This is a genomic window from Streptomyces sp. NL15-2K (assembly GCF_030551255.1).
Lineage (GTDB): Bacteria > Actinomycetota > Actinomycetes > Streptomycetales > Streptomycetaceae > Streptomyces.
Window position 1 is genome coordinate 7,405,513 of the sequence record NZ_CP130630.1, and the last position, 26,332, is coordinate 7,431,844.

The 26,332-nt window shown below is 68.3% G+C and carries 20 protein-coding genes and 2 pseudogenes; 11 read left to right on the plus strand and 11 right to left on the minus strand.

What is annotated here, in order from left to right; translation table 11 throughout:
- Positions 1 to 2: 2 nt before the first annotated feature.
- Positions 3 to 632, minus strand: a pseudogene (locus Q4V64_RS33545) (winged helix DNA-binding domain-containing protein); the annotation flags it as partial.
- Between the two features lie 280 nt (positions 633 to 912).
- Between Q4V64_RS33545 and Q4V64_RS33550 the strand changes: the two are divergent.
- Complete coding sequence (locus Q4V64_RS33550) at positions 913 to 2,136, plus strand: IS110 family transposase (RefSeq protein WP_124445779.1); 1,224 nt, start codon at positions 913 to 915, stop codon at positions 2,134 to 2,136.
- A gap of 229 nt (positions 2,137 to 2,365) precedes the next feature.
- Here the strand turns inward: Q4V64_RS33550 and Q4V64_RS33555 are convergent.
- A pseudogene (locus tag Q4V64_RS33555) lies at positions 2,366 to 3,021 on the minus strand (crosslink repair DNA glycosylase YcaQ family protein); the annotation flags it as partial.
- Positions 3,022 to 3,620: 599 nt separating this feature from the next.
- Between Q4V64_RS33555 and Q4V64_RS33560 the strand changes: the two are divergent.
- From Q4V64_RS33560 to Q4V64_RS33575, 4 genes are all read left to right on the plus strand, one after another.
- On the plus strand, positions 3,621 to 4,394 hold the full coding sequence (locus Q4V64_RS33560; RefSeq protein WP_124439492.1) for an isoprenyl transferase: 774 nt from the start codon (positions 3,621 to 3,623) through the stop codon (positions 4,392 to 4,394).
- 364 nt (positions 4,395 to 4,758) lie between these two features.
- Positions 4,759 to 6,084: a PhoH family protein gene (locus tag Q4V64_RS33565; protein ID WP_124439490.1), complete on the plus strand. Its 1,326-nt coding sequence runs from the start codon at positions 4,759 to 4,761 to the stop codon at positions 6,082 to 6,084.
- 421 nt (positions 6,085 to 6,505) lie between these two features.
- Positions 6,506 to 7,198, plus strand: a complete 693-nt coding sequence (locus tag Q4V64_RS33570) for a transglycosylase SLT domain-containing protein (RefSeq protein ID WP_253266887.1) — start codon at positions 6,506 to 6,508, stop codon at positions 7,196 to 7,198.
- A 149-nt stretch (positions 7,199 to 7,347) separates the two neighbouring features.
- Positions 7,348 to 8,676 (plus strand): AI-2E family transporter, encoded by a 1,329-nt coding sequence (locus Q4V64_RS33575; protein WP_124439488.1) that lies wholly within the window; start codon positions 7,348 to 7,350, stop codon positions 8,674 to 8,676.
- Between the two features lie 80 nt (positions 8,677 to 8,756).
- Here the strand turns inward: Q4V64_RS33575 and Q4V64_RS33580 are convergent, their stop codons facing one another.
- A complete protein-coding gene (locus Q4V64_RS33580; RefSeq protein WP_124439487.1) occupies positions 8,757 to 9,290 on the minus strand; it encodes an alkyl hydroperoxide reductase in 534 nt (177 codons plus the stop codon).
- A 4-nt stretch (positions 9,291 to 9,294) separates the two neighbouring features.
- On the minus strand, positions 9,295 to 9,849 hold the full coding sequence (locus Q4V64_RS33585; protein WP_124439486.1) for a peroxiredoxin: 555 nt from the start codon (positions 9,847 to 9,849) through the stop codon (positions 9,295 to 9,297).
- A 153-nt stretch (positions 9,850 to 10,002) separates the two neighbouring features.
- On the opposite strand from Q4V64_RS33585, the gene Q4V64_RS33590 reads away from it, so the two are divergent.
- Entirely contained in the window at positions 10,003 to 10,950 is a 948-nt protein-coding gene (locus Q4V64_RS33590; RefSeq protein ID WP_124439485.1) for a LysR substrate-binding domain-containing protein, read from the plus strand.
- Between the two features lie 69 nt (positions 10,951 to 11,019).
- On the opposite strand, the gene Q4V64_RS33595 is transcribed toward Q4V64_RS33590, so the two are convergent.
- From Q4V64_RS33595 to Q4V64_RS33615, 5 genes are all read right to left on the minus strand, one after another.
- Complete coding sequence (locus Q4V64_RS33595; RefSeq protein ID WP_124439484.1) at positions 11,020 to 13,362, minus strand: FtsX-like permease family protein; 2,343 nt, start codon at positions 13,360 to 13,362, stop codon at positions 11,020 to 11,022.
- Complete coding sequence (locus tag Q4V64_RS33600) at positions 13,359 to 14,048, minus strand: ABC transporter ATP-binding protein (RefSeq protein WP_124439483.1); 690 nt, start codon at positions 14,046 to 14,048, stop codon at positions 13,359 to 13,361. Before Q4V64_RS33600 ends, Q4V64_RS33595 begins: the two co-directional genes overlap by 4 nt.
- On the minus strand, positions 14,045 to 14,569 hold the full coding sequence (locus Q4V64_RS33605; RefSeq protein WP_124439482.1) for a PadR family transcriptional regulator: 525 nt from the start codon (positions 14,567 to 14,569) through the stop codon (positions 14,045 to 14,047). The genes Q4V64_RS33600 and Q4V64_RS33605 overlap by 4 nt, the downstream gene beginning before the upstream one ends.
- 94 nt (positions 14,570 to 14,663) lie before the next feature.
- Positions 14,664 to 14,984 carry a hypothetical protein gene (locus Q4V64_RS33610; RefSeq protein ID WP_124439481.1) on the minus strand — a complete coding sequence of 107 codons (321 nt, stop codon included), beginning with the start codon at positions 14,982 to 14,984 and terminating at the stop codon, positions 14,664 to 14,666.
- On the minus strand, positions 14,930 to 15,880 hold the full coding sequence (locus Q4V64_RS33615; protein WP_124439480.1) for an SPFH domain-containing protein: 951 nt from the start codon (positions 15,878 to 15,880) through the stop codon (positions 14,930 to 14,932). The genes Q4V64_RS33610 and Q4V64_RS33615 overlap by 55 nt, the downstream gene beginning before the upstream one ends.
- Before the next feature lie 230 nt (positions 15,881 to 16,110).
- Here Q4V64_RS33615 and Q4V64_RS33620 point away from each other — a divergent pair, with 230 nt between their 5' ends.
- Entirely contained in the window at positions 16,111 to 18,417 is a 2,307-nt protein-coding gene (locus Q4V64_RS33620) for a transglycosylase domain-containing protein (RefSeq protein ID WP_124439479.1), read from the plus strand.
- Between the two features lie 63 nt (positions 18,418 to 18,480).
- Here the strand turns inward: Q4V64_RS33620 and Q4V64_RS33625 are convergent, their stop codons facing one another.
- Positions 18,481 to 18,861 (minus strand): hypothetical protein, encoded by a 381-nt coding sequence (locus Q4V64_RS33625; protein WP_124439478.1) that lies wholly within the window; start codon positions 18,859 to 18,861, stop codon positions 18,481 to 18,483.
- Between the two features lie 255 nt (positions 18,862 to 19,116).
- Here Q4V64_RS33625 and Q4V64_RS33630 point away from each other — a divergent pair, with 255 nt between their 5' ends.
- The 4 genes from Q4V64_RS33630 to Q4V64_RS33645 all read left to right on the plus strand — a co-directional run bounded on the left by Q4V64_RS33630 (position 19,117) and on the right by Q4V64_RS33645 (position 23,759).
- Entirely contained in the window at positions 19,117 to 19,581 is a 465-nt protein-coding gene (locus Q4V64_RS33630; RefSeq protein ID WP_124439477.1) for a hypothetical protein, read from the plus strand.
- A gap of 727 nt (positions 19,582 to 20,308) precedes the next feature.
- The gene (locus tag Q4V64_RS33635) at positions 20,309 to 22,528 is read left to right on the plus strand and encodes a glycoside hydrolase domain-containing protein (RefSeq protein ID WP_124439476.1); all 2,220 of its coding nucleotides are present in this window, start codon (positions 20,309 to 20,311) and stop codon (positions 22,526 to 22,528) included.
- A 26-nt stretch (positions 22,529 to 22,554) separates the two neighbouring features.
- Positions 22,555 to 23,010, plus strand: coding sequence for a hypothetical protein (locus tag Q4V64_RS33640; protein WP_253266886.1), 456 nt, complete (start codon positions 22,555 to 22,557; stop codon positions 23,008 to 23,010).
- Entirely contained in the window at positions 23,007 to 23,759 is a 753-nt protein-coding gene (locus Q4V64_RS33645) for a hypothetical protein (RefSeq protein ID WP_124439475.1), read from the plus strand. Before Q4V64_RS33640 ends, Q4V64_RS33645 begins: the two co-directional genes overlap by 4 nt.
- Before the next feature lie 167 nt (positions 23,760 to 23,926).
- On the opposite strand, the gene Q4V64_RS33650 is transcribed toward Q4V64_RS33645, so the two are convergent.
- A complete protein-coding gene (locus tag Q4V64_RS33650) occupies positions 23,927 to 26,131 on the minus strand; it encodes a SpoIIE family protein phosphatase (RefSeq protein WP_172629147.1) in 2,205 nt (734 codons plus the stop codon).
- Positions 26,132 to 26,332 lie beyond the last annotated feature (201 nt).

A 26,332-nucleotide genomic window follows, 5' to 3' on the forward strand; every position in this document is an offset into this window, starting at 1 on the left:
CCTCACGCGTGCGGCCCCACCGTCACCTCCCCGATCAGCAACTCGGCCCGGGCCTCCAACACTTCGCCCACCCGCGCCGCCTGCTTGCCCAACTCCCGCTCCTGCCGCGCCGTCAGTTTCCCGAGCGGCTCCACGGTGACGGTCGTACGCCGTCCCTGGCGGCGCTGGTGCCAGACCCCCGCCACCACTCCGTCGACCAGCAGCACCGGATAGTTCCCGGCCTGGCCGCCCGCCAGGGCCCGCCGGTACGCCTCCCCGGGGAACAGCAGCTCGCGGGGTTGCGCGGCGATGCCGTACGCGTCGAAATACGGCAGCAGCCGCACGCCCCGGACCGGCTCGTCGGGGAAGGCGGTGTCGCCGGCGACCACCCACGCGCGCGTGCCCTCGAAGACGCCCTCCTCGATCTCGCCCGCCGCCGCCAGCTCCCCGAACAGCCCGCCGGCCCAACCGCCCGGCGCCGCCAGCCACTTGGCGAAAAACGCCGCCGTCGACGGCCCATAGGCGTGCAGATACCGCCGTACGAGCTCACGCACCGCCTCCCCCGGCGGCAGCGGGTCGAAGTGCGGCGGGCGGGTGTACGTCACCTTGCGGCCCCGGTTCGGCGCGAAGCACAGCGCGCCCGACTGGCCGGCCGTGGGGGTCCCCGTTACCTTTTTCGTGGCCCCGCAATGGGGCGCCTGGCCCCCGGGTCCGGTATGGCTGTGTGCCCCCTGTCGTACGGATGACCTGGGGGGTGTTGCCGCCGGGCTTCGGGGCACCGCTTGACCGCTGATGAGGGGCCTGACGACCGCCTGGTCCGGCGCAATGCCGGGCCGTTTCACTGGTGGCATGTCTGCGTAACGTGGTTGCCGGCGTGTGGTGCCGCAGGGACGGCCGGGAGTTGAGGAGACGAGTGGCGAGGGGCACGCGTACATGGTCGACACGACCGCGATAGATCTTTTCCTCGGCCTGGACCTGGGCAAGGAGTTCCACCACGCCCACGGCCGGACCGAAGACGGCAGAACCGTGCACGACAAGCGGCTGCCCAACACCGAGCCGAAACTGCTGGAGCTGTTCACCAGGCTGGTGGCGAAGTTCGGCACTGTCCTGGTGATCGTGGACCAGGTCGCCAACATCGGCGCGCTGCCGCTGACGGTGGCCCGCGCGGCCGGCTGCCGGGTGGCCTACCTGCCCGGGCTGTCGATGCGGCGGGCCGCCGACCTGCACCCGGGCGAGGCCAAGACCGACGCCCGCGACGCGTTCGTGATCGCCGAGACCGCCCGCACCATGCCGCACACCCTGCGCGCGGTGGACCGCGACGACGAGGTGCTGGCCGAGCTGACCATGCTCACCGGCTACGACAACGACCTGGCCGGCGAGGTCAACCGCGCCACCAACCGGCTGCGCGGCCTGCTCTCTCAGATCCACCCCTCTCTCGAGCGTGTGCTCGGCCCGCGCCTGGCCTACCCCTATATCCAGGCGCTCCTCCAACGGCACGGCTCCCCGGCGAGACTGAGGAAACTGGGCCGGGCCCGCTGCGAGGCCCTGCTCAAGGTGCACGGTTCGCGCAAGGCCCACCACCTGACCGCAGAGATCTTCGACGCGCTCGCCGAGCAGACCCTTGTCGTGCCGGGCACCGAGGCATCCGCGCTGATCGTGCCGGGACTCGCCGCCCAGCTCGCCGCCGCCCACACCCAGCGCCGCCAGGCCGAGCAGGAGATCGCCGCCCTGCTGGAGGCCCTCCCTCTTTTCCACCTCCTGACCTCCCTGCCCGGCCTGGGCGTCAGGACCACAGCGGCCGTGATCGTCGCGATCGGCGACGGCACCGGCTTCCCCACCGCCGGACACCTCGCCTCCTACGCCGGACTCGCCCCCGCCACGAAGTCCTCGGGCACCTCCATCCGCGGCGAGCACGCACCCCACCGCGGCAACCGGCTCCTCAAACGCGCCCTGTTCCAGGCCGCGTTCGCCGCGATCGGCTGCAAAGCCGACCCGTCCTCCCGGATCTACTACGACCGGCAACGCGCACGCGGCAAGACCCACACCCAGGCGATCCTCCGCCTGGCCCGCCAGCGCGTGAACGTCATCCACGCCATGATCCGCACCGGGGCCCTCTACGAAGCACGCACCCCGAACGACGTCGACCTCGCCGCCTGACGACTCCACCGCCCCTACCCTCCAAGCCCCATCACGCCCGCGCACCGGCACGGCCACTCCGGCCCTGCCGGCCACCGGGATGCCCATCAGCCACCCGATCCGCCAGGAACATCCCGCTTCGCGGGACGTTCCCGAAAACCACGATCAACCCCTACAAGCCGACCCCCCGGGGTTGACGAAACAGATAGGGGCACCCCCCCATGCCCTTAGGGCTATGTACGAGCTCACGCACCGCCTCCCCCGGCGGCAGCGGGTCGAAGTGCGGCGGGCGGGTGTACGTCACCTTGCGGCCCCGGTTCGGCGCGAAGCACAGCGCGCCCGAATGGCCGGCCGTGGGGGTCCCCCCATGCCCTTAGGGCTATGGGGGAGCATCACCTGCCGCCAGCGTGGCCACAGGTCCTGGAACGCGGGCATCACCAGGTCACCGGCCCAGGAACCGGTGCGGGCGACGACCTCCTCGCCCAGCTCGTCGAGGGTCAGACACACACCCTCCAGGGCGTCCCCGATCGCCGCCACGATCTGCCCGGCCTGCTCCTCACCGACCCGGACGTCCGCGGGGAAGGGACTCGCGCCGACCGGAAGGGCCGGCAGCGCGGCGCACCACAGCGGCAGGTCGCCGGTGGCGAGCAGATGCACGGTCCCGCGCGGACCGTACGTCTTCACCAGCGAACGCTCCTCCCAGAGCGCCGCGCGTACGTCCCCCCGTGTCGTCCCGGTGCCCCGCACCCCCACGGACACCTCCGCCGCGGACAGCACCTGCGCGTGCGCGGCGAGCATCGCGCGGACGACGTCCGCGACCGGCGTTCCGGCCTCGGCCGGCGCGACCAGGAACTGCCGTTCCAGCCGCCGCGCGTTCACCTGCTCCCAAGTGATCTTCAAGGTCATGGCCCGACGCTAGGAGGTGATTAGGTCAGTTCTTGTCCGCAAAGCTGCGCGGGCGGCACCGCGCAGTGGAGGGCGCTGCGCGGCGTCGCATTCCTCTGCGGGCGTCAAGGGGCCGTTCGCGCCCAGTGTCACCCGGGCGAGGGAACCCGGTTCCCTCACGGCTCCGCCCCGAATCCGCCGAGATCCGGCCATGAACCAGCCACAAAACCGCCCCCGAGCGGCCACCGCCCCGTCGCCGCCCGACTCCGGAGAGTAGTTGTGGCACGCCGATGCACGCAGCATCACTTACAAAGGGTTATGGTGGAAGCCCCCCCTCGGGCCGGTCCGTCTCCCCCCCACGGACCGGCCCGTTTTTTCTGCCCACGAGGGGTCTCTTTCTCCGCGTACAAGGGGCACCCCTCAAGGGGCGGCACCCGTGCCCCCCCAAGGGGCGCGGGGAACTGCGCGACCAGCCACAAACAACCCGCAGTCGCCGACATGCAGACGCACCCCCCACCCAAGGGGCCCAAGCCACCCCCACCCAAAAAGACACGCCCACCACAGCCCCGGTACCCTTCGCTTCGCGGGGACCGCCACCGCACGGAGGGGCTGACAATCACGTGAACCTGCGCGACACACTGCGCGGCCTGCTCGTCAGGCTGTACGCACGCCGGGTGGAAGGCCACCTGGACCACGCCCAGGTGCCCAAGCACATCGGCGTCATCGTGGACGGCAACCGGCGCTGGGCGAAGGCCGCGGGTTCCACCACCGCCCAGGGTCACCGGGCCGGTGCGGACAAGATCGAGGAGTTCCTCGGCTGGTGCACCGAGACGGACGTCGAGGTCGTCACCCTCTGGCTGTTCTCCACCGACAACTTCGGCCGGCCCCAGGAAGAGCTCGCCCCGCTCTTCGGGATCATCGAGGACACCGTCCGCTCCCTCGCCACCGACGGCCGCTGGCGCGTGCACCATGTCGGCACGCTCGACATGCTGCCGCAGGGGATGCAGCGCACCATCAAGGAAGCCGAGGAGTCCACGGCCCACGTCGACGGAATACTCGTCAACGTCGCCATCGGCTACGGCGGCCGCCAGGAGATCGCCGACGCGGTCCGCTCGATGGTCCTCGACGCCGCCGACAAGGGCACCTCGATGGAGGAGCTCGCCGAGTCCGTCGACGTCGACATGATCGGCCGTCACCTCTACACCGGCGACCAGCCCGACCCCGACCTGGTGATCCGTACCAGCGGTGAGCAGCGTCTGTCCGGATTCATGATGTGGCAGACCGCCCATTCGGAGTACTACTTCTGCGAGGTTTTCTGGCCGGCCTTCCGCAAGGTCGACTTCCTGCGCGCCCTGCGTGACTACGCGGCGCGCCACCGCCGTTACGGCGGCTGAGGGACGCGATCCAGCCTCATCCCCGCCAGGGCTCCACAGGGCTCCTCGGTCTCCGAAGCGCGCCTGAGTACCCCCTTTTGGGACGGAAGTAACAAGGAGTTCACCAGCGCGCCGTCATATGCGCTGGCATGGCACCGCATGTTCGAGGGCATAAGGCAAGCAGGTCGACGCCCGAACCACGGGTGTCGGATCTCAGCGGGCGGCACGGGGCCGTCCGCCCGGGAGGCCCTTTGCACCAGCCCGATCGTGCGGTCACAGCACGGACGAAGGCGGAGGGCCGGTTTTCGGCCCGTGCAGACGGCCGTCGACCGGTCCAGCTCCACTCCGTCGCTCCCCGACCTCATCCGAGGGGGTACGTCCTTCCGTGGTGACCAGCACAAAGCGCCACAAGCCAGACCGGCGCACTTATGTTCTCGACACCAGCGTCCTGCTGGCCGACCCGCACGCTCTGAACCGCTTCGACGAGCATGAAGTAGTGCTGCCGATCGTCGTGGTCACAGAGCTGGAGGCCAAGCGGCACCATCCCGAACTCGGCTACTTCGCCCGGCAGGCCCTGCGCCTGCTCGACGAGTTCCGGGTACGGCACGGTCGCCTCGACGCCCCCATTCCCATCGGGGACCTGGGCGGGACCGTCCGTGTCGAGCTCAACCACTCGGACCCCAGCGTGCTGCCCAGCGGCTATCGCCTGGGTGACAACGACTCGCGCATCCTCGCGGTCGCACGCAACCTGCAGGCCGAGGGATTCGACGTCACGGTCGTGTCGAAGGATCTGCCGCTCAGGATCAAGGCGTCCTCCGTCGGACTCCTCGCCGAGGAGTACCGCGCCGAGCTCGCCATCACGGACGCCTCCGGCTGGACCGGAATGTCCGAACTGACCCTGCCCGGCGAGCAGGTGGACATCCTGTTCGAGGAGGGACACGTCTACGTCCCCGAGGCCGCCGACATGCCGGTGCACACGGGCCTGATGATCCAGTCGGAGCGCGGCAAGGCGCTCGGGCGGGTCACTCCCGAGGGCAACGTCCGTGTGGTGCGCGGCGACCGGGAGGCGTTCGGCATCAAGGGCAGGAGCGCCGAGCAGCGCATCGCGCTCGATCTGCTCCTCGACCCGGACATCGGCATCGTGTCGATGGGCGGCCGGGCCGGCACCGGCAAGTCGGCGCTGGCGCTGTGCGCGGGTCTGGAGGCGGTCCTGGAGCGCCGTCAGCACAAGAAGGTGATGGTCTTCCGGCCGCTGTACGCGGTGGGCGGGCAGGAGCTCGGCTATCTGCCCGGCTCCGAGTCCGAGAAGATGAGCCCCTGGGCGCAGGCGGTCTTCGACACGCTGTCGGCGGTCACCAGCCGCGAGGTCATCGAGGAGGTCACCGCGCGCGGGATGCTGGAGGTGCTCCCGCTCACCCACATCCGCGGTCGCTCCCTCCATGACGCGTTCGTGATCGTGGACGAGGCGCAGTCGCTGGAGCGGAACGTCCTGCTGACCGTTCTGTCCCGGATCGGCGCGAATTCACGGGTGGTTCTCACCCATGACGTGGCCCAGCGGGACAACCTGAGGGTGGGTCGGTACGACGGTGTCGTCGCCGTCGTCGAGAAGCTGAAGGGACATCCGCTCTTCGCCCACGTCACGCTGACGCGGTCCGAGAGGTCCCAGATCGCGGCCCTTGTGACCGAAATGCTGGAAGACGGGCACATCTGACCCACACACCCCATCTCGGGGTGGTTACGCGACAGTTGGCGCCGTCCGGGAAAGGCAGTGAGCCTAGCCGGGCGGCGCCTTCGCGCGTGGAGCTTTCTCAGAATCGCCGGGGTCAAACAGGATGTGAGCTTTCACACGCAACACAGAATTGCCTTGCGGCGTCCGGTTACGGCAGAGTCTCAGTCCTGTCAGGCCCCGCATACGACACACCTGTACCCCCAGCGGTACGGCACAACAGAAGCACCACCATCAACTCCATACGGCTGTCGTATGCCGCCCGAGTCACCACGCGGCGCTCCCCGCAAGGGAGTTCCCCACCGGGCCCGAGCCTCCCGTGACCCCGTAGTTGGGGAGGCCAGTGCCAGGGGCACGATTGCGTCCGCCAGGGTCACCGAAGCGGGCGATGCTGGAAGGAAACCGTGTGAGCCCGATTTCGGTCCGGGGATTCGCAGTGGCCTCGGCTACAGCGGTCACCGCTGTCGGTAGCGTCGTCGGAGTTGCCTCGGGCAGCACCGCGCAGAACAACAGCGACGCCGAGACGACGGCAGCCGACTCGACGCTCCTCGCGGACATACCCGCGGGTCAACAGGCTCAGGTGCAGACCGCGTCCCTGACGCAGCAGGCCGACGCCCAGGCCATCGCCGCGGACGTGAGCGCCAAGAGGATCGCGGAGGAGTCGGCCCGCAAGGCGGCCGCCAAGACCGCGCAGGAGAAGAAGGAAGCCGCCGAGAAGGCGGCGCAGGCGGCCAAGGAGAAGGCCGAGGCCGAGGCCAAGGCGAAGGCCGCCAAGGACCCGTCCGACTTCCCCGTCTTCAGCTCGTACTCCATCTCGCAGATCCAGTCGATGGCGAGGCAGGTCGTTCCGAGCGGGCAGTTCCAGTGCTTCAGCAACATCGTGGACCACGAGTCCAGCTGGAACTACAAGGCGGTCAACGCCTCCTCCGGGGCCTATGGCCTCTTCCAGGCCCTGCCGGCTTCCAAGTACTCGTCCGTCGGCTCCGACTGGCGGACCAACCCGGCCACCCAGATCAAGTGGGGCCTCAACTACATGAACGACCGGTACGGCAGCCCCTGTGAGGCCTGGACCTTCTGGCAGGCCAACCGCTGGTACTGAGCCTTCGCGCCGTCGGCCTCTCGCGCCCGGCCTCGTCTCAACCTCGCACAGCCCCTCCCCGTCCTTAGGGGAGGGGCTTTCGCCCTGTACGGTCTGTCGGGACGACTCCGGGGGGAGCGGTGGGGAGAGACGGGGGAAGAGGACGGATCATGTCGCGAGTGCCAGGGTGGCTCGGTCGGGTCGGCTCCGGACTGACCGCGGTCAGTGAGCGGTTGGACGAACGCCGCGCCGAGGTGGAGCGGGAGAACGCCGAGGCCGAACCGGCCCCGCCCGCCGACCACGGCCCACCGTCCGCCGACCACGCCCCGCCGCCACCGGACCACGCTCCCGCGATCGCCGCGCGCCCGGACCCCGCGCACGCCGTGCCGTGGGGCATGCGGGTGGCGGCCGAGGCCGGCTGGCGGCTGCTCGTCCTCGCGGGCACGCTGTGGGTCTTGATGCGGGTCATCAGCGCCGTACAGCTGGTGGTGCTGGCGTTCGTGGCGGCCCTGCTCATCACGGCCCTGCTCCAGCCGGCGGTGGCGCGCCTGATGCGGCTGGGCTTTCCGCGTGGTCTGGCCACCGCGCTCACGGCGATCCTCGGGTTCGTCGTCATGGGCCTGATCGGCTGGTTCGTGACCTGGCAGGTCATGGAGAACATCGACAACCTCTCCGACCAGATCCAGGACGGCATCGACGAGTTGCGCAAGTGGCTGTTGAACAGCCCCTTCCACGTCACCGACAAGCAGATCAACGACATCGCCGAGAACCTGCGCGAGGCGGTCGGCGCGAACACCGACCAGATCACCTCGGCCGGACTGGAGGGTGTCACGGTCGTCGTCGAGTCGCTGACCGGCGTCCTGCTGGCGGTCTTCTCGACGCTCTTCCTCCTCTACGACGGCCGGCGCATCTGGGAGTGGACGCTGAAGCTGGTGCCGGCGGCGGCGCGGCCGGGGGTGGCGGGCGCGGGTCCGAGGGCGTGGCGGACCCTGACGGCGTATGTCCGCGGCACGGTGATAGTGGCGTTGATCGACGCCATCTTCATCGGCCTCGGCATCTACTTCCTCGACGTCCCGATGGCAGTCCCGCTCGCCGTCTTCATCTTCCTGTTCGCCTTCATTCCGCTCGTCGGCGCGGTCGTGTCCGGGGCGCTCGCGGTGGTGGTCGCGCTGGTGACGCAGGGCGTCTTCACGGCGGTCATGGTGCTGGTGGTCGTCCTCGCGGTCCAGCAGATCGAGGGCCACATCCTCCAGCCGTTCATCCTGGGCCGCGCGGTCCGGGTGCATCCGCTGGCGGTGGTCCTGTCGGTCGCGGCGGGCGGGATGGTCGCGGGGATCGGCGGTGCGGTGGTGGCGGTGCCGTTGGTGGCGGTGACGAACACGGTGGTCGGCTACCTTCGGGCGTACTCCCACGAGGCGGCGCTGAGGCAGCCGTCCAGGCCGAGGGGGGCGACGGCGGCGGCGGAACCCGCGCCGACGGATACGCCCCCGGCGCCGTAACAGGTCTGGCGAAAAAGGCGAAAAAAGCCGAGGTCCCGCTCACCACTCAGGTGAACGGGACCTCGGAATCACAGCCGGAGTCACTCCGCCAGAACGGCCTCCGCGTCCAGCGTCACACCGACCGCCTGCACCACAGAGGCGATCTTGAACGCCTCCTGGACGACCTCACGGTCGACCCCCGCCTTGCGCAGCACCTGCTCGTGCGAGTCGAGGCACATCCCGCAACCGTTGATCGCCGAGACCGCGAACGACCACAGCTCGAAGTCGACTTTCTCGACACCGGGGTTGCCGATCACGTTCATACGGAGACCGGCCCGCAGGTTGCCGTACTCGTGGTCCGACAGCAGATGCCGCGTCCGGTAGAAGACGTTGTTCATCGCCATCACAGCGGCCGCGGCCTTCGCCGCCGTGTACGCCTCCGGCGACAGGTTCGCCTTCGCCTCGGGCTCCAGCTCCCGCAGCACGATCGGGGACCGCGAGGCGATCGCCGTCGCCAGCACCGTGCCCCACAACTGCTGCGCCGGCAGCTCGGAGTTGCCGATGACCGAGCCCAGGTTGAGCTTCAGGTCCTTGGCGTAGTCCGGTATCGCGGACTTCAGGGAATCCAGCGACATCGGATCACTCACCCGCCAGCAGCTTGACCGGGTCCAGCGTCTCGTCGCCCTTGCTCCAGTTGCACGGGCACAGCTCGTCCGTCTGGAGCGCGTCGAGGACCCGGAGGACCTCCTTCGGGTTACGGCCCACCGAACCCGCGGTCACCATGGAGAACTGGATCTCGTTGTTCTGGTCGACGACGAAGACCGCACGCTTGGCGAAGCCGTCCTCGTCCTCGATGCCGAGGCCACGCATCAGCTCGTGCTTGGAGTCGGCCATCATCGGGAACGGCAGGTCCCGCAGGTCGTCGTGGTCCTTGCGCCAGGCGTGGTGAACGAACTCGGAGTCGCCGGAGAAGCCGAGGACCTGGGCGTCGCGGTCGGCGAACTCCTCGTTCAGCTTGCCGAAGGCGGCGATCTCGGTCGGGCACACGAAGGTGAAGTCCTTGGGCCAGGCGAAGATCACCTTCCACTTGCCTTCGTAGGTCTTGTGGTTGATCTTCTCGAACTCCGCGCCCTTCTCCAGCGAGACGCAGGCGGTCAGTTCGAACTCGGGGAACTTGTCACCAACAGTGAGCACACGCTCTCCTTGCAGCGCAGAAACACCCGATATGTGCTGGGCGTTTCCCATGGGTTGGACGAATCCGATCGTGGCACAGGGTGCATTGATTATGGAAATAGCTACACTCGGTCGAGTTGATCGGAGACATTTATCAGTGACCGTGTGTGAAGCATGACCCTGAACAGGAAGAAGCAGCCCAGCCTCGCCCAACTGCGCGCCTTCTCCGCCGTCGCCGAGCACCTCCACTTCCGGGACGCGGCCGCCGCGATCGGCATGAGCCAGCCGGCTCTCTCGGGCGCCGTCTCCGCGCTGGAGGAGACCCTCGGTGTCACCCTGCTGGAGCGCACCACCCGCAAGGTGCTGCTCTCACCCGCCGGGGAGCGGCTCGCCGTACGCGCCAAGGCCGTACTGGAGGAGGTCGGGGCGCTGTTGGAGGAGGCGGAGGCCGTCCGGGCGCCGTTCACGGGCGTACTGCGCCTCGGCGTCATCCCCACCGTCGCGCCCTACCTCCTGCCCACCGTCCTCAGGCTGGTCCACGACCGCTACCCGGACCTCGACCTCCAGGTCCACGAGGAGCAGACCGCCAACCTCATCGAGGGGCTGACCAGCGGACGCCTCGACCTGCTGCTGCTCGCCGTGCCCCTCGGTGTCCCGGGCGTCGTCGAACTCCCCCTCTTCGACGAGGACTTCGTACTCGTCACGCCCCTCGATCACTGGCTCGGCGGCCGCGAGGGCATCCCGCGCGAGGCACTGAGAGAACTCAACCTGCTGCTCCTCGACGAGGGGCACTGCCTGCGCGACCAGGCCCTCGACATCTGCCGGGAAGCGGGACGCGAGGACGCGCCGGTGACCACCACCGCGGCCGGGCTCGCCACCCTCGTCCAGCTCGTCGCCGGCGGCCTCGGCGTCACCCTGCTCCCGCGCACCGCCCTCAAGGTCGAGACGACCCGCAGCGACCAGCTCCTCACCGGCTACTTCGCCGACCCCGCCCCGACCCGTCGTATCGCCCTCGCCATGCGGGCAGGGGCGGCGCGCGGTGCCGAGTACGAGGAACTGGCGACCGCCCTGCGCGCTGCCCTGCGCCCGCTGCCGGTACGGGTGTTGGACGCCGGCGTCTGAGAACGGCCGCAGCGGTGCGGCGGCCCGCCGGCCCGCCGTACCGCTGCTCGACCTCCGGAGGTCCCAGGCTCACTCCGTCCGCAACCCGTCCGGCCGCATCAGCCGCAGCAGCGGCGGCAGGCTGAGCAGCGTCACCACCAGGACGACCGCCGCGCCGACGCCGGTCATCGACAGGACGCTCGGCCAGTCCACGCGCACCGCGTTGTCCGTCATTCGCAGCAGCACCGCGCCCAGCGTCATCCCCACCACTGACGCCAGCAGCAGGCCCAGCGCGATCGGGATCGCCGTCTGCCAGAGCACCGACAGGCTCAGCGTGCTGCGCCGGGTGCCGAAGGCGACCAGGGACGACAGCAGCTTCTTGCGCTCGCGCAGCTGCTCCAGCTGCGACACCAGCAGACTCGCCCCGATCAGCGCCAGCACACACGCGGCGCCCGCGAACAGGCCGGTGCGGATGGCGGTGTAGCGGTCGGCGCGCTCGACCGAGCGCCAGACCATGGGCTCGGTCAGCGGGTCGATGGTCGCCGCCGTGTTCCGCACCAGGTCGCGCACGTCCGGCACGGACTCGTCGAGGTTGAGGTACAGCTGCCCGTCCAGCGTCGGCGCGGCCGCCGCGGGCAGTGCGCTCGGGGTGATCAGGAAGCCGCCCCGCCGCGAACCGGTCGGGTCCTCGCGGGTCTGCGCCTGCTTCAGGTCCGACGGCAGCACCCAGGGGATCTCCGCGGTCTTCGGGCCGCCCTCGTAGGACGGGTCGAAGTACAGCGTGCGGCCGGCCTTGGCCAGCTTCGGGGTGTCGGTGTCGTACTCGGCGCCCCGTACGGCGAACACGTCGCCCTCCCGGCACGAGGGCAGGTCGGCGACCTCCCGCAGTGACGCGCAGTCCCCGACGACGACCGAGGCGTTCAGCTGGGCATCCCTGCGCCGGTCGCCGAGATAGCCCTCGGAGTACGCGTAGATCTTGCGCACCCCCTCCGTCCGCCGGAACTTCTCGGCGGCCTCGCCGAGCCGCGACTCGCCCGGCGGCACCGACACCTGCATCTGCGCCAGCGAGACGTCGTAGTCGGTGTCCTTCGTGTAGTTGCCCTCCACCCCGGCGAACAGCATCTGCAGCGCGATCGCCCCGGCCACCGCGACCGCGATGCCGTTGACCATGCGGGCCGCCGTACCGCTGCTCAACTGGAGCCTTCGCACGGCCAGTTGCCAGGCCACGCCGCCTCCGCCGAGCCGGCCGACGACCCTTTCGACGATCCACGGCAGCAGCGCGGTCACACCGATGAGCAGCAGCATGACGCCGCCGATGACCAGGTACTGGTTGAAGTCGCCGTCGTCGCGGCCCTGCCCGACCATCGGGTAGAGAGCCGCGAGTCCGGCCACCGGCAGCAGCAGCCGCCACCACAGCCGGCGCCGCGCGGGCTTCGCCGTACGCACCACGCCGAGCGGCTCGATCACCACTGAGCGCAGCGCGAACAGCGTGACCAGAACGGCGGCGGCGGGCACCGCGAGACCGACCAACAGGGTCAGCGCGGGGGAGGGGTTGAGATAGCTCGGGAACACGCTGACGTCGAAGACCTCCACCGATCCGGCCGCTTCACGGCCCATCAGGAAGAAGCCCGCGCCGAGGACCAGCCCGAGCACCGCCCCCGCGAGCGCCTCACCGGCGGCGATCCGACGGGTCATCCGGCTGTCGGAGCCCACCAGCCTGAGCGCCGCGAGCCGCCGGTCACGCCGCTCGCCGCCGAACCGTACGGCCGCGGCGATGAAGACGGCGACCGGCATCAGCAGCACGACGAAGACCACGAGGATCAGCAGGAGCAGGACGGGGTCCAACTCCTCGGACGAATCCTGGGACCTCCCGAACTGCTCGATCCGGGCCGCACTGCCGTCGCCCAGCGCGTCGGTGAGGCCTTGGCCGCCCCGGTAGAAGGCGAGTTCGGCCGAGCCGACCAGCCCGCTCTCGCCGATCGTGCCGACGATCCGCTGCGGCAGCCGCTCCCGCAGCAGCTTCCCGGAGCCGGACTCCAGGAGGTCCTTCAGCGCGGGGGAGACCACCATCTCGCCCTGCGCCGGGAACTTCTCCACCCCCGGCGGCAGCGGCGCCCGCGGCCCCTCCGGCTCCAGCACCCGCCCCCGGACGTCCTTGTCGCGGAAGGTCGTACCGGCGTTCGCGATCAGGAGCGAGTGGTCCGACCTGGACACCTTGGTGTCGGTGTCGCCGTAATAGAGGTCGTTGCGGGCGGCCTCCCGGTCGTCCCGCACCGCCAGCGCGTTCGGTATCGCGGTGGTCAGCAGCAGCAGCGCCACCCCGAGTCCCACGCCGACGGCCGTCAGCAGGGCCCGGACCCATCCCTCACGCCCGCCGGCGAAGGCGAACCGGACCCCCATGGCCAGATCAGCGGCCCACTGCCGCACGCTCATACGATCCGCTCCATGTCCCGGGACTTCCCGTCCCGTACGACGATCTCGCGGTCGGAGTACGCGGCCACCCGCGCCTCGTGCGTGACCAGCACGACGGCGGCGTTGGTGGACCGGGCGGCGTCCGTGAGTAACTCCATCACGCGCTCCCCGTTGAGCGAGTCGAGCGCGCCGGTCGGCTCGTCCGCGAACAGCACCCGCGGACTGGTGACCAGCGACCGCGCGACCGCGACCCGCTGCCCCTGACCGCCGGACACCTCACCGGGCCGCTTCTTGCGCAGGTCGTCGACCTCCAGCCGCTCCATCCACGACAGGGCGGTCCGCTCGGCCTCCTTGCGGGAGGTGCCGTTCAGCCGCAGCGGCAGGGCCACGTTCTCGACGCAGGTCAACTCGGGCACCAGCTGCCCGAACTGGAACACGAACCCGAACTCGCCGCGCCTGAGCGCGCTGCGCTGGGCGTCGTTCATGGTGGCCATCTCGCGGCCCTGGTACGTGATCGAGCCCGAGTCGGGCGGCACGATCCCGGCGAGGCAGTGCAGCAGCGTCGACTTGCCGGACCCGGACGGGCCCATGACGGCGACGATCTCGCCGGGATGGATGGAGAACTCGGCGCCGTCGAGCGCGAGGGTCGGCCCGTAGGCCTTGCGCAGCTGCTCGGCCGCGAGCAGGGAACCGGGGGGAGGGGTCACTTGGTCACCACCTCGGCGAGCTTGTCGAGCCGCGCGGCGGTCAGCTCCAGCCAGCGCAGATCGGCCTCCAGATGGAACAGCGCGTGGTCGCAGATGAGCTGATCGGCCAGATCGCCCTTCCGCTTGCGGTCGGTGAGGATCCGCATCATGCGCAGGTGCTCGGCGCGCTGCGTGTCGAGGATGTCGGCCGCGTCGCGCCGGGTGAGCAGCGCGAGGACGACCTTGGTGTACAGCGTGGACTGCAGATACGGCTCGGGCTTCTCCGGCGTGGCCAACCACCGCTGTACGTCGGTGATCCCGGCCTCGGTGATCGCGTACCGCTTGCGCTCCGGCCCGCCGCCGGGCTCGATCCCGTCGACCTCGACGAGCCCGTGCTTCAACAGGCGGGACATCGTCGAGTAGACCTGGCCGTAGTGCAGCGGCCGGTCGTGACCGAACTTCTCGTCGAAGGCCCGCTTCAGGTCGTAGCCGTGGCGCGGGCCGGACTCCAGGAGTCCTAGGAGGGTGTGACCGATGGACATGGAGGGACTGTACATGCGGTGTATACCCCGCATGTATACGCCGAGTGTGTAGATCAGGGTCCGGGGGTACGGCGGCGCAGGTCGGGGCCCATTGTCACGGTTCTGCTACATGGCCCGAGCCCTCGGGCGGCGAGCTCCCGGGCGGCCGGCCCCGGCGAGGCAACGGCCCCGTCTCCTTGGGCAGTCGGCCCGCCTCCGCCAACGCCTTCCGCAGCAGGAACTCGATCTGCGCGTTGGCCGAGCGCAGCTCGTCCCCGGCCCACCGCGCCAGCGCGTCGTACACCAGCGGGTCCAGCCGCAGCAGCACCTGCTTGCGCTGCTGCGGCCGCCGCTTGGGGGAGCCCCCCTCGGAAGGTGCCGTCACTGGTAGAGAGTCCCGGTGTTGAGGACGGGCTGCGGTGACCGGTCGCCGCACAGCACCACCATCAGGTTGGACACCATGGCCGCCTTCCGCTCCTCGTCCAACTCCACGATGTCACGCTCGGAGATCCGCGCCAGCGCCGCCTCGACCATCCCCACCGCTCCGTCGACGATCTGCCGCCGCGCGGCGACGACCGCGCCGGCCTGCTGCCGCTGGAGCATCGCCGAGGCGATCTCGGGCGCGTAGGCGAGGTGCGTGAAGCGCGACTCGATGATGTGTACGCCGGCGGCCTCCACGCGCGCGTGCAGCTCGGCGGCGAGCTTCTCGGTGATCTCCTCGGCGTTGCCGCGCAGCGAGAGGCCGTCCTCGTCATGGGCGTCGTACGGGTACTCGATGGCGATGTGCCGCACCGCCGCCTCGGTCTGGGTGGAGACGAACTCCAGGAAGTCGTCCACCTCGAAGGATGCCTGGGCGGTGTCCTCGACCTTCCACACCACGACCGCGGCGAGCTCGATCGGGTTGCCGTAGGCGTCGTTGACCTTCAGTACGGCGGTCTCGTGGTTGCGGACGCGGGTGGAGATCTTCGCGCGGGAGGTGAAGGGGTTCACCCAGCGCAGCCCGTCCTCGCGGATCGTCCCGCGGTACCGCCCGAAGAGCTGGACGACCCGGGCCTCGCCCGGCGCCACCATGTTCAGGCCGCACATGGCGAGGACCGCGGCGAGGATGACCAGGATGCCGCCGATGATCAGGCCGGCCTTGGCGCCGGTCGCGTCGACCGCCGTGGCGGTCACGACCATGCCTATGCCGAGCAGCAGTCCGGCCAGGCCCAGCAGCAGCGCGAGCCCGCCGCCGATGCTGTGCGCGGCGAACTCCCGCACGCGTGGGGCGGGCATGTCGGGTACGTCGGCGGTGGGCACGTCGGTGGTGGGTGTGGAGTCGTGCGTGGACATAGGTCCCCCGGTTCTGTTCGAGCGCAGCTTCGGTCTATCTAAGTGATATCACTTTACCCCGTCCCGGCAACCCTTACCCCTTCTCGATGGTCGGTTCCATGGAGACGGGTGCTGATTGTCACGTCCGTAAAAGACCGGATCGAACACCCTTTGTCACATCAAGCGGTGTTAGTTTTCTCAGCTGATGTGAGCCAGGAACCTGTCGAGAACGAAGCGGAGCGAACAGACTGATGGGACGAGCGGAAGAGAGACGAGCGCGCCAGCGCGGCGGTCACCGCGCGGCGCCCACGAGCCGTCGCCGCTCGTCTCGCGCGGCCGGCAAGACCGGGAAGAGCGGCATACGCAGGCTGTTCACCTGGAGGAAGATCCTCGGCACGTTCTTCGGCCTGTGCCTGCTCGGCATCGGCGCCTTCATCGCGCTGTACCTGATGGTGGAGGTCCCCAACGGCAACGCGGCCGCGCAGGCCGCGCAGCGCCAGAGCAACATCTACAAGTACAGCGACGGCACGGTCCTGGCTCGCGACGGCAAGGTCAACCGCGAGATCGTGGACCTGTCCAAGGTCCCGAAGGACGTCCGCTACACCTTCGTCGCGGCGGAGAACAAGACCTTCTACACGGACGCCGGCGTCGACCTGAAGGGCACGGCCCGCGGTCTGATCAACACGCTGTCCGGCAAGGGCAAGCAGGGTGGTTCGACGATCACCCAGCAGTACGTCAAGAACTACTACCTCGACCAGGACCAGACCGTCACGCGCAAGCTGAAGGAACTGGTCATCGCGTTGAAGGTGGACCGCGAGAAGTCCAAGGACGACATCCTCGCCGGCTACATCAACACCAGCTACTACGGCCGCGGCGCCTACGGCATCCAGGCCGCCGCCCAGGCCTACTACCGCGTCGACGCCGAGAAACTCACGGTCGAACAGGGCGCCTACCTCGCCGCGCTGCTCCAGGCGCCGAGCCAGTACGACTGGTCGGCGGCGAGCGACACCGGCAAGCGGCTGGTGACGCAGCGCTGGAACTACGTCCTGAACAACATGGTCGAGGAGGGCTGGCTGGACAAGGCCAAGCGCGACGCCATGGAGTTCCCGGTGCCGAAGGAGCCGAAGGGCGCGCCCGGTCTGGACGGCCAGAAGGGCTACCTGGTCAAGCTCGCCAACCAGCAACTCGAGCAGCAGCTGATGAAGCAGGAGGGCATCTCACAGTCCGAGGCGGAGGCCCAGGTCGAGAACCAGGGCTGGACCATCACCCTGAACATCGACAAGAAGAAGCAGGCCCAGCTGGAGAAGGCCGTCAAAGCACAGCTGACCAGCAAACTGGACCCGAAGCAGCGGCCGGTCGATGAGAACGTCCAGGCCGGCGCCGTCTCCGTCGACCCCAAGACGGGGAAGATCGTCGCCCTGTACGGCGGCGAGGATTACCTCAAGCACTACTTCAGCAACGCGACCCGCGCCGACTACCAGCCCGCGTCAACCTTCAAGCCGGTCATCCTCGCCGCCGCCCTGGAGGAGAACGCGAAGACGCAGGACGACAAGCCCATCAACGCGAACACGATCTACGACGGCACCAGCAAGCGCCCAGTCAAGGGAAGCGACATCGCCTTCGCCCCGGAGAACGAGGACGACCGGGACTACGGCGACGTCACCGTCCAAACGGCGATGAACAAGTCGATCAACTCCGTCTTCGCGCAGATGGGCGTCGACGTCGGCATGGACCACGTCCTGTCCATGGCGAGCAAGCTGGGCATGGACACCGCCGACCTGAAGGCGGTGCCCGCGCAGACCCTCGGCACCATGGGGGCGAGCCCGCTGCAGATGGCTGGGGTCTACGCCACTCTCGACAACCACGGCAAGAAGGTCACGCCGACCATCCTCAAGTCGGCCGAGCACAACACCCGCACGGTCGACATGCCCGACCCCGTCGGCGACCAGGTCCTCACGCCTGAGGCCGCCGACACGGTCACCTCTGTGCTGACCGGAGTGGTCGACGATGGTACGGCGCGCAGGGCCGTGCGGGACAACTCGGAGCGTGACGGCCGACCGGTCGCGGGCAAGACCGGCACCTCTGACGACAACAAGTCCGCCTGGTTCACCGGCTACACGCCCGACCTGGTCACTTCGGTCGGCCTGTTCGGTGAGGACGCGAAGACCAGCGCACAGACCAAGATGTACGGGGCGGGCGGCGAGGACCGAGTCAACGGCGGCGGTTTCCCGGCGCAGATCTGGGCGGCGTACACATTCGGCGTCTCGGCCGAGGACACCAAGTTCGACCTGGACACCGACCAGGGCGCGGCGGTCAAGCCGTCCGCAAAGCCGACACCCATCCAGCGCCCGAGCCAGACCCCGTCGGAGGATCCGACGACGAAGGAGCCGACATCGGAGCCGCCGACCTCGGAGCCCTCGACATCCGAGCCGCCCACCGACACGCCGACGACAACGCCGACGACATCGCCGCCAACGACCCCGCCGCCGACACCGACGACATCCCCGCCGGCGGACGGCGCTCCGGAGGACCCTCCCGACCCCGGCGCACGACAGTGACACTAGGCATCTGAAGAGGGGCAGCCGGAACGCCGGCTGCCCCTCTTCAGAGATAAACGGAGCCTAGGAAGTTGAGGTGCTCTTTACGTGGAGAGTGTCGCCAATGAGGCCGCCAGTGGCTGTGCCTTCCCAATCGCCCTCCATCGCACCGACAGCGATGGCTCTATTCTCCGCGAGATCGAGGTTGACGTGCCGCGTCGCCCCTTGGCCGTTGCGGTTCCAGTAGTAGTACCGGGTGTCATATTCAAGGAAGCCGATGGCTGAATGCCCGTTAGCTATCTTGTCGGTTATGTAGAGGTGGTCGCCATTCGCCACCCACTCGACCCCGGCTCCAAGCCCGTGACTAAGGACATATTCGTCTTCGGCGACGGCAGCCGTAGACATGGACGTTACGGCGGCTGGCGCGACGGCACCAACGATAGCGATGCGTGCGAGTGACTTCACACGAACTCCTTTGGATTGAACGAATGCGCTAAACGTAACTACTCAGTGATCCCGGAAAGAAGTATTCCGCTATTTGTGGCTGAAATTTATCGGACGCTGGAAATTCTGTCTTGGGGTGCTTTGTACTCGTTTTTGGCGCTTGCGGTGCCACCTTTCAGTCCTGACTATCGGATCTTCGATATTGGTCACCGCCTGCACGGGCAGCGAAAGTAGCGACACTGGCGGAAATCCTGACGGTGCCGTAAAAAGAAGGTGGTGCGGACCTCGGAGGGGAAGAGGTTGTTGACGGCCATGGAGGAGGTGGCTGACGATGGAAAGGGATTCAGTCTCAGGGACGCCACGAATCTCGGTCGCTACATTTACCCTGGTCAGGCCAGGAAATACTTTGTGTGTTTCGAGAAAGAGGCTGCCCGGCTGCAGGCGACGGACCTCTACGCTGTTCCGGCAACGGAGGATTGTCCGACTCGAATCGGTGCCACGATCCCAGTACCCAAGGTTCCAGACCTCTCCGGAAGTCGAGTTCAGGAGGCTCTTGAAAAGGCACTTATCGCCGGCTACTATCCGAATCGGGTGAATCTGTTCAAGGTCGGTGCGCCGACTAAAGAAGTGTCCCCCAAACCTTTGGCGAACTGGCGTGTATGCCATCAGGAGCCAAAGGTTGGAACAACCTTCGATGCCTCGGCGGACGTCAAGTTGCACGTGGCGACGAGGTGTCCATGACCAGGGCCCGAACTGGATGCCGATCTCGCCCTGACCGGCAAACCCCGGCTGTGGGAGCCCTGACGGCTCCGCTGCGGGCTGTTCTCAGCCGGCGCCCAACTCGTCACCAATTGGACGGCGCCGCACCCTCCGGCCTGGCCGGCGCCGGCCATGGAGCGATGTGATCAGCGCCCCGGCACGACAGCCTGTCTGCGCCCAACTCGTCGCCCAGACCCGCCGGTTTTTCTCCCTCGCCAACGCCAACTGGTCACGTTTCCGGCTGCTTCGGCGGCCCGCATGTCCGCTACATCCTCGGATGGAACTCTTTGAGTTTCAGGCCGGCCGGTATGAACCGAAGATAAGAATCGGCCGTTCTCTCGTCCGAAATGCCGAACCTCCATCCTTGTTTCACGTAGCCATACAGATAACAGCTGGTCTCCGCGACTGATCTCCGTGCACCGGAACTTCAGTCGCGGGTGCTTTCGCGCCACAACTCGCTCGGCCAAAAATTCTTCCTGGCCTGTTCCTCCATGCAGTGCATAAAGTGATCATCCGCTCCGGCCGCTCCCACCCAGCCGCCGGTGCACAGGCCCCGACCAGCGACCGGGGAGACGCCGTCGTCATGGGGGTATATCGGCATGCCGCGATTTCGGCAACCGATGCACGCTCATCCGACTATATGTGCCTCTCTCCGCCGCGTCGGACGCTGTACAGACTCCGCCTGACCGCGACTGACAGGAGCCCTCACATGGCTGATGAGATGGTCCGCAAAGCACAGCAGTTCATCAATGGCGCCTACGGAGGAAAGCTCGGCATCGACCGAATCCCCGAAACCGGGGTGACAGGCTGGCCGATGATGTTCGCCCTCACGCGCGCCCTTCAGTACGAACTCGGCATCACGAGCCTGTCGGACACGTTCGGCCCCACCACGCTGTCCACGCTCACGTCGAAGTATCCGGCCCTCAACAGCGGCACGGTGCCGTCCCAGAACTTCGCCAAGATCATCCAGTCCGCTCTTTATTGCAAGGGCTACGACGGCGGTGATATCGACGGGACTTACAACTCCCGTGTGGTGGCTTCGATCACAAAGCTGAAGCAGAACATGGGCGTGGACTTCGTCTACCCCGGCGGCAACCTGGTGCCGAAGGTGTTCAAGGGCCTGCTCAACATGGACGCCTACGTCACCGTCAACGGCGGCACGGAGACCATCCGAGCCGTGCAGAGATGGCTGAACGGGCAGTACGTCAACCGAAGAGATTTCTTCATCATCCCGGCCGACGGAAACCATTCGCGTGACGTTGCCAAGTCCATGCTCTTTGCCGTCCAGTATGAGATCGGCATGGCCGACGGCACGGCCAACGGCGTCTTCGGCCCGGGTACCCAGAGCGGACTGAAGAGCCACACCGTAGCCACCGGCGACTCCGGCCCGTGGGTTCAACTGTTCTCCGCCGGCATGGTCCTCAACCAGCGGCCCGTGGCCTTCACTTCCACCTTCACCAGTGCCCTCGCCTCGGCCGTCTCCGCCTTCCAGTCGTTCGTGAAACTCCCCGTCACCGGTACCGGGAACTTCTCGACTTGGGCCTCCCTCTTGGTCTCCTACGGCGACCAGTCCCGCAAGGGCGAGGCGTGCGATGGCGTCACGAGGATCACACCGGACCGCGCCGCCGCGCTGAAGGCCGAGGGCATCAAGTACGTCGGGCGCTACCTCACAAACCCCACTGGAGGCCAACCTTTCGAGAAGGCGATCCAGGAGGGCGAGCTGCAGACCATCGCCCAGAACGGCCTGCGCTGCTTCCCGATCTACCAGACGTTCGGCCGTGACGCCGCCGACTTCAACTACATCGCCGGTCGGACCGCCGGGCAGGCCGCTGTCAACGCGGCGCTGGACCACGGCTTCAAGGCGGGCACGCGGATCTTCTTCGCCGTGGACTTCGACGCCCTCGACCAGGACATCACCTCAAGCGTCCTGCCCCACTTCAAGGGCATCCAGGACGCGATAGCCGACGACGGCAACCGGTATGCGATCGGTGTGTACGGTCCGCGCAACGTGTGTACGCGCGTCGCCGAAGCAGGCCACTCCACCGCGTCGTTCGTCTCCGACATGTCGTCCGGCTTCTCCGGCAACTTCGGCTACCCGCTGCCGACCGACTGGGCCTACGACCAGATCGTCACCCGTTGGGTCGGCTCCGGATCCGGAGCGATAGAGATCGACAACAACATCGCCTCCGGCCGCGACAGCGGCCAGGGTTCCTTCAACCCGCCGCGCGCCATGAAACCCGACGTCCGCCTCGACTCGTCGGTGATCACGGCGATGATGACCGACGTCGGCAAGTACATGGAATCCCTCGGCTATCCGCTCGACGGCGGTACCAGGAGCTATCAGCACTGGAAGTGCTTCCAGTCGACCGTGGTGGATCACGACGAAGTCATCACGAATCTGTCGAACAAGTACAACATGCGCAAAGCGCTGATCCAGACGTCGGCGTACTGGGAGATGCGGCACATCGAACCGCTTGACGAAGCTGCCTGGGAAGCTGTGATCCTCGCGTACAACACGACGGGCCAGTTCATCAGGGACACGTCCACGGGGATCGCCAAGCAGAGAGCCGTCACTCTTGTCGGTGCCTGGAACCACTGTCTCAGCAAGGGCTACGTGACCGGGCGGCCGATTCTCGATGTCTCCAAGGACGCCGACAAGTACTCCATCTGGAAAAAGGCATACGACGACGAAGAGTTCGCGCTCACCAGCGTCGCCATGATCCACATGTGGGACATCGACGGGAAGCCCGGCGGAGACGACGACTCGGCTGCGATGAGGTCTCCGCGTCTGAACTACAACGACCTTGAGATCTATGACATCCTGCGCCGCTACCAGGGCCCTGACGAGCCCGCGTTCACCGAGGCGAAGAAGAGGATGGGGCTGTACTACGTAATGGAGAAGTACAACTCGATCTCCCGGCACTCATAACCGGACTGCAACAGAAAGCGAAAAGTATGCTGTCAGGGGACCAACCGTACGCGGGTCACGACCCCACCGCCGTGCTCCTGCTGTCCCTGGCCGGCCTCATCGCCACCCCATGGCTCACCCTGTACGGGATCAGGCTGTTGATCCGTGCCAGGACCACCAGAACAACGGCGGCGACCGTCAAGCCTGCTGCCTTCCTCGCGTGGGCCGCAACGGTCGGCATGTACACCTGGGGGATACTGCACCTCTTCTTCTTCGACGACCCGGACCAGGCTCGGGCCTGCAACGAAGCGATCGGTACGAGTCACCTCACCGGTTACGCTCCCTCGTTCATCCCGCTGCACTTCGGATGCCGCACAAGTGACGGACATGTAGTCGAAGCAGTCATCCCCTCGTACCTCAACCCAGCAGTATCCGTGTTGGGAATATGCGCTGTAGCTCTCACCGGATTCGTGATCGCCCGACGCAAGGAGGAAATCAAGTGACGGCAAACCTGCCACGGCGCACCGTTCTACGTCGTGCCCTGTTCATCACCGCAGGTGCCACGCTCGGATCACAACTGCTCGCCACACCTGGATACGCGGCAGGCACGGACCCTGACCCGGAGGCACTCCGTAGAGCGGTCCGCAGAGCGCAGGAGAAGGCACGGGCGCGAGAAGCGCGCGTTTTGAGCGGAATCCAGTCGAAGAACGGCTGGGAGATGGAGAAGGTCGTTGACGACCGCGGCAATATCTACACTCGCCCCGCACCGGGTACTCCGCTGGACTTCCAGGTGCGCATGGGCGAAGTAGAGACAGTCCTCGTCCATGTGGTCACCCGCTTCCACTACGAGATCGACGCTCTCCGCAAGGGCGAGGCCGTCGGCTGGCGCAAGCCTGGCTCCGTGCGGAAGGGGCTGGCGGAGACCAACCTGTCCTCCGGGACGGCGGTGCAGATTCGGCCCGACTCCTACCCCCCCGGGGCCCGCGGCGGCTTCTATCCCATGGAGGAGTTGGTGATCCGGGACATCCTCGCCGAGTGCGAGGGAGTGGTTCGCTGGGGCGGAGACGACAGCAGGCCAAATGAGTCGTTGTTCTACATCGACGTCCCCCCGGGCGACGAGCGGCTCACTCGGGTCGCGGAGAAGATTCGCGGCTGGACCTACACCCCCGGCAAGGGCGCTGGCGTCCTGGTTGATCCTCTCCAGCCCGAACGCCGCACGGCTGCCAATCGGCTCGCCGGTCAGCAGACTTGATCCTCAACGTCCGGCGTCGGATCGTGCATCGAACCTGATCACTCTGGTTCGGTAACCGGTCGCGGCGCAACGGCAGGACCTCCTGGTAGCTCGGGTACCCATCCCACCCGAGCAGTACCAGGAGGCCTTGTTGTCGCCGCGTGTCATATTCGGAAGCGGATGGCTTCTTAAGTCCGATTCAGCTCGAACCAAACCACCTTCCCGGTACTCAACCGAGTGGCCCCCCACCGCCGAGCCAGCCGATTCACCAAATACAACCCACGCCCGCCCTCATCCGTAGCCCGAGCCTGCCGCAGCCGCGGCAACTGCGGCACGTCGTCGCCGACTTCGCACCGCAGCACGTCGGTCCGCAGCAATCGCAACGTGATCGGCCGCGACGCGTACCGGACCGCGTTCGTCACGACCTCGCTCACCAGCAGCTCCACGGAGTCGGTGAGCTCCTCCATGCCCCAGCGGGACAGCGCCCGCCGCGCCAGCCGCCGCGCCCGGCCGGGCGCCGCGTCCTCCGGCTCCAGGAACCAGTACGCCACGTCACTCGGCGCGATCCCGTCGAAGCGGGCGGCGAGCAGCGCGATGTCGTCGTCCCGGTCGCCCGGGCCGAGCATGTCGAGGACCTCGTCGCAGAGCGCTTCCAGCGGCGGCGGATGATCGGGACCGGTCAGCCGTGCGGTCGCTTCCAGCTTCTCGCGCAGCTGCTCTATCCCGGTCCACACGTCCCGCAGCCGCGACTCGACCAGCCCGTCCGTGTAGAGGAGCAGGGTGGCCCCGGCGGGCGCGTCCAGCTCCACGGCTTCGAAGTCGACGCCGCCGACACCGATCGGCGCGCCCGGCGGCACCCGCAGCACCTCGGCCTCGCCGCCCAGGTGCAGCAGGACCGGCGGGGGATGGCCGGCGTTGGCGATGGTGATGCGGTGCGAGACCGGGTCGTAGACGGCGTACAGGCAGGTCGCCATGCGGTCGGTGCCGAGGCGCTGGGCCTGCTCGTCGAGGTGGTGCAGCACCTCCTGCGGCGGCAGGTCGAGGCCGGCGAGCGTCTGCGCGGTCGTCCGGAGCTGCCCCATGATCGCGGCGGACGTCATGGAGTGCCCCATGACATCGCCCACCACCAGCGCCACACGGCTGCCGGGCAGCGGGATGGCGTCGTACCAGTCGCCGCCGACCCGCGCGGTCTCGGCGGCGGGCAGATAGCGGGAGGCCAGCCGTACGCCCGTGGGCCGGGGCAGGGTCTCGGGCAGCATGGTGCGCTGGAGCTCGTCGGCGATGTACGCCTCGCGGCCGTACAGCACCGCCTTGTCGATGCCGAGCGCGCTGTGTGTGGCGAGCTGGGCGGCGACGAGCAGGTCGTCGGGCTCGAAGGCCAGGCGGTCCGGGCGGCGCAGGAACAGCGCGGCCCCGATCACCCGGCGTCGGCCGCGCAGCGGGGCCAGGATGGCGCGCTGCCCGCTCGGTACGACGAATTCGCCACCCTCGCCCAGGAGTTCGGGCAGCGCGGCGTGCGCGGCCGGCGTGTCCGTGAAGACGGGACGCACCCCGCGCAGCACCTCGGCGAGCGCGCTGCCGGGCCGTACCTCGCACAGCTCGGTGCCGACCGTGTCGAGGTCCGAGATCTCCGCCGGCTCCGGCTGGAACGGGGAGGTGAACCCGCCGTCGGTGTCCCGCTCCTCCGTCCCGTCCCCGATCGGACGCAGCCGGTCGGTGCGCCGCAGTCGCAGCACGAGCGGACCGACGGGCCGCTCGTCGCCGACCGGCAGCGGGTCGCGCAGATAGACGAGGATCGCGTCCGAGAAGGTCGGCACGGTGGCCCGGCACAGCCCCATCACGATCTCGTCGAGGTCGATGCCCCGGGCGATCCGCCGGGTCGCGGCGCCCACGAACCGCAGCCGGTCCCCGTCCCGCCGCATCGGCGTGGGCCGGCCGGGCGGCAGCCCCTGTCCGCTACGGCGCTCCGGGCCGCCGGCGCCGTCCTGGGACGACCGGTCCTGCTCGGTGCCCGGCTGGGCCGGGATGGTCTCGGGGACGGGCCGCGGACGGTGGGTGGCGGGCTCCGCGGCGGCGGCGGGCTGGGAGTGCTCGGGGTCGGTACCGACGGGTCTGGTGTCCTTACCGCTCGATGTCGTGGTGCTGGGTGTCGCCGCGCTGGGCGTCGTCGGACCCGGCGTCGTCGTTCCGGGCCCGGAAGGCGGTGTCTCGCCGGCGCGCGCCTGTGGCGGTAAAGCGCCGGCGCACGCGCCCGGCGCAGGCGTACCGGCACCGTCGTACGGGGCGGGCGGAGTCGAGGTACGCACGAGCGCCCCGCGGGGATCCGCGGGGTCGGCGCCCGTCTGGGGGCGCTCGAAGGAGGTCGGCTGCTCCGTCACGCGTGTCGAATCCATCCGTCGTCCGGGGCTGCGCGCCGCGCGCGCAGTTGGTCCCGCCGAAGACCCGATACCCGGAATACGTGTCCCAGGAACGAATTTCCCGCGTGGTCAGAGGCTGTTCCTGTGCCGCCCACGGACCGTTCACGGTCCGTCCCGGTGTTGCCCTCGTACCCCTCGCTCACGTCCTGCCGCCCCTCGGTGACGATCGATCAAGCC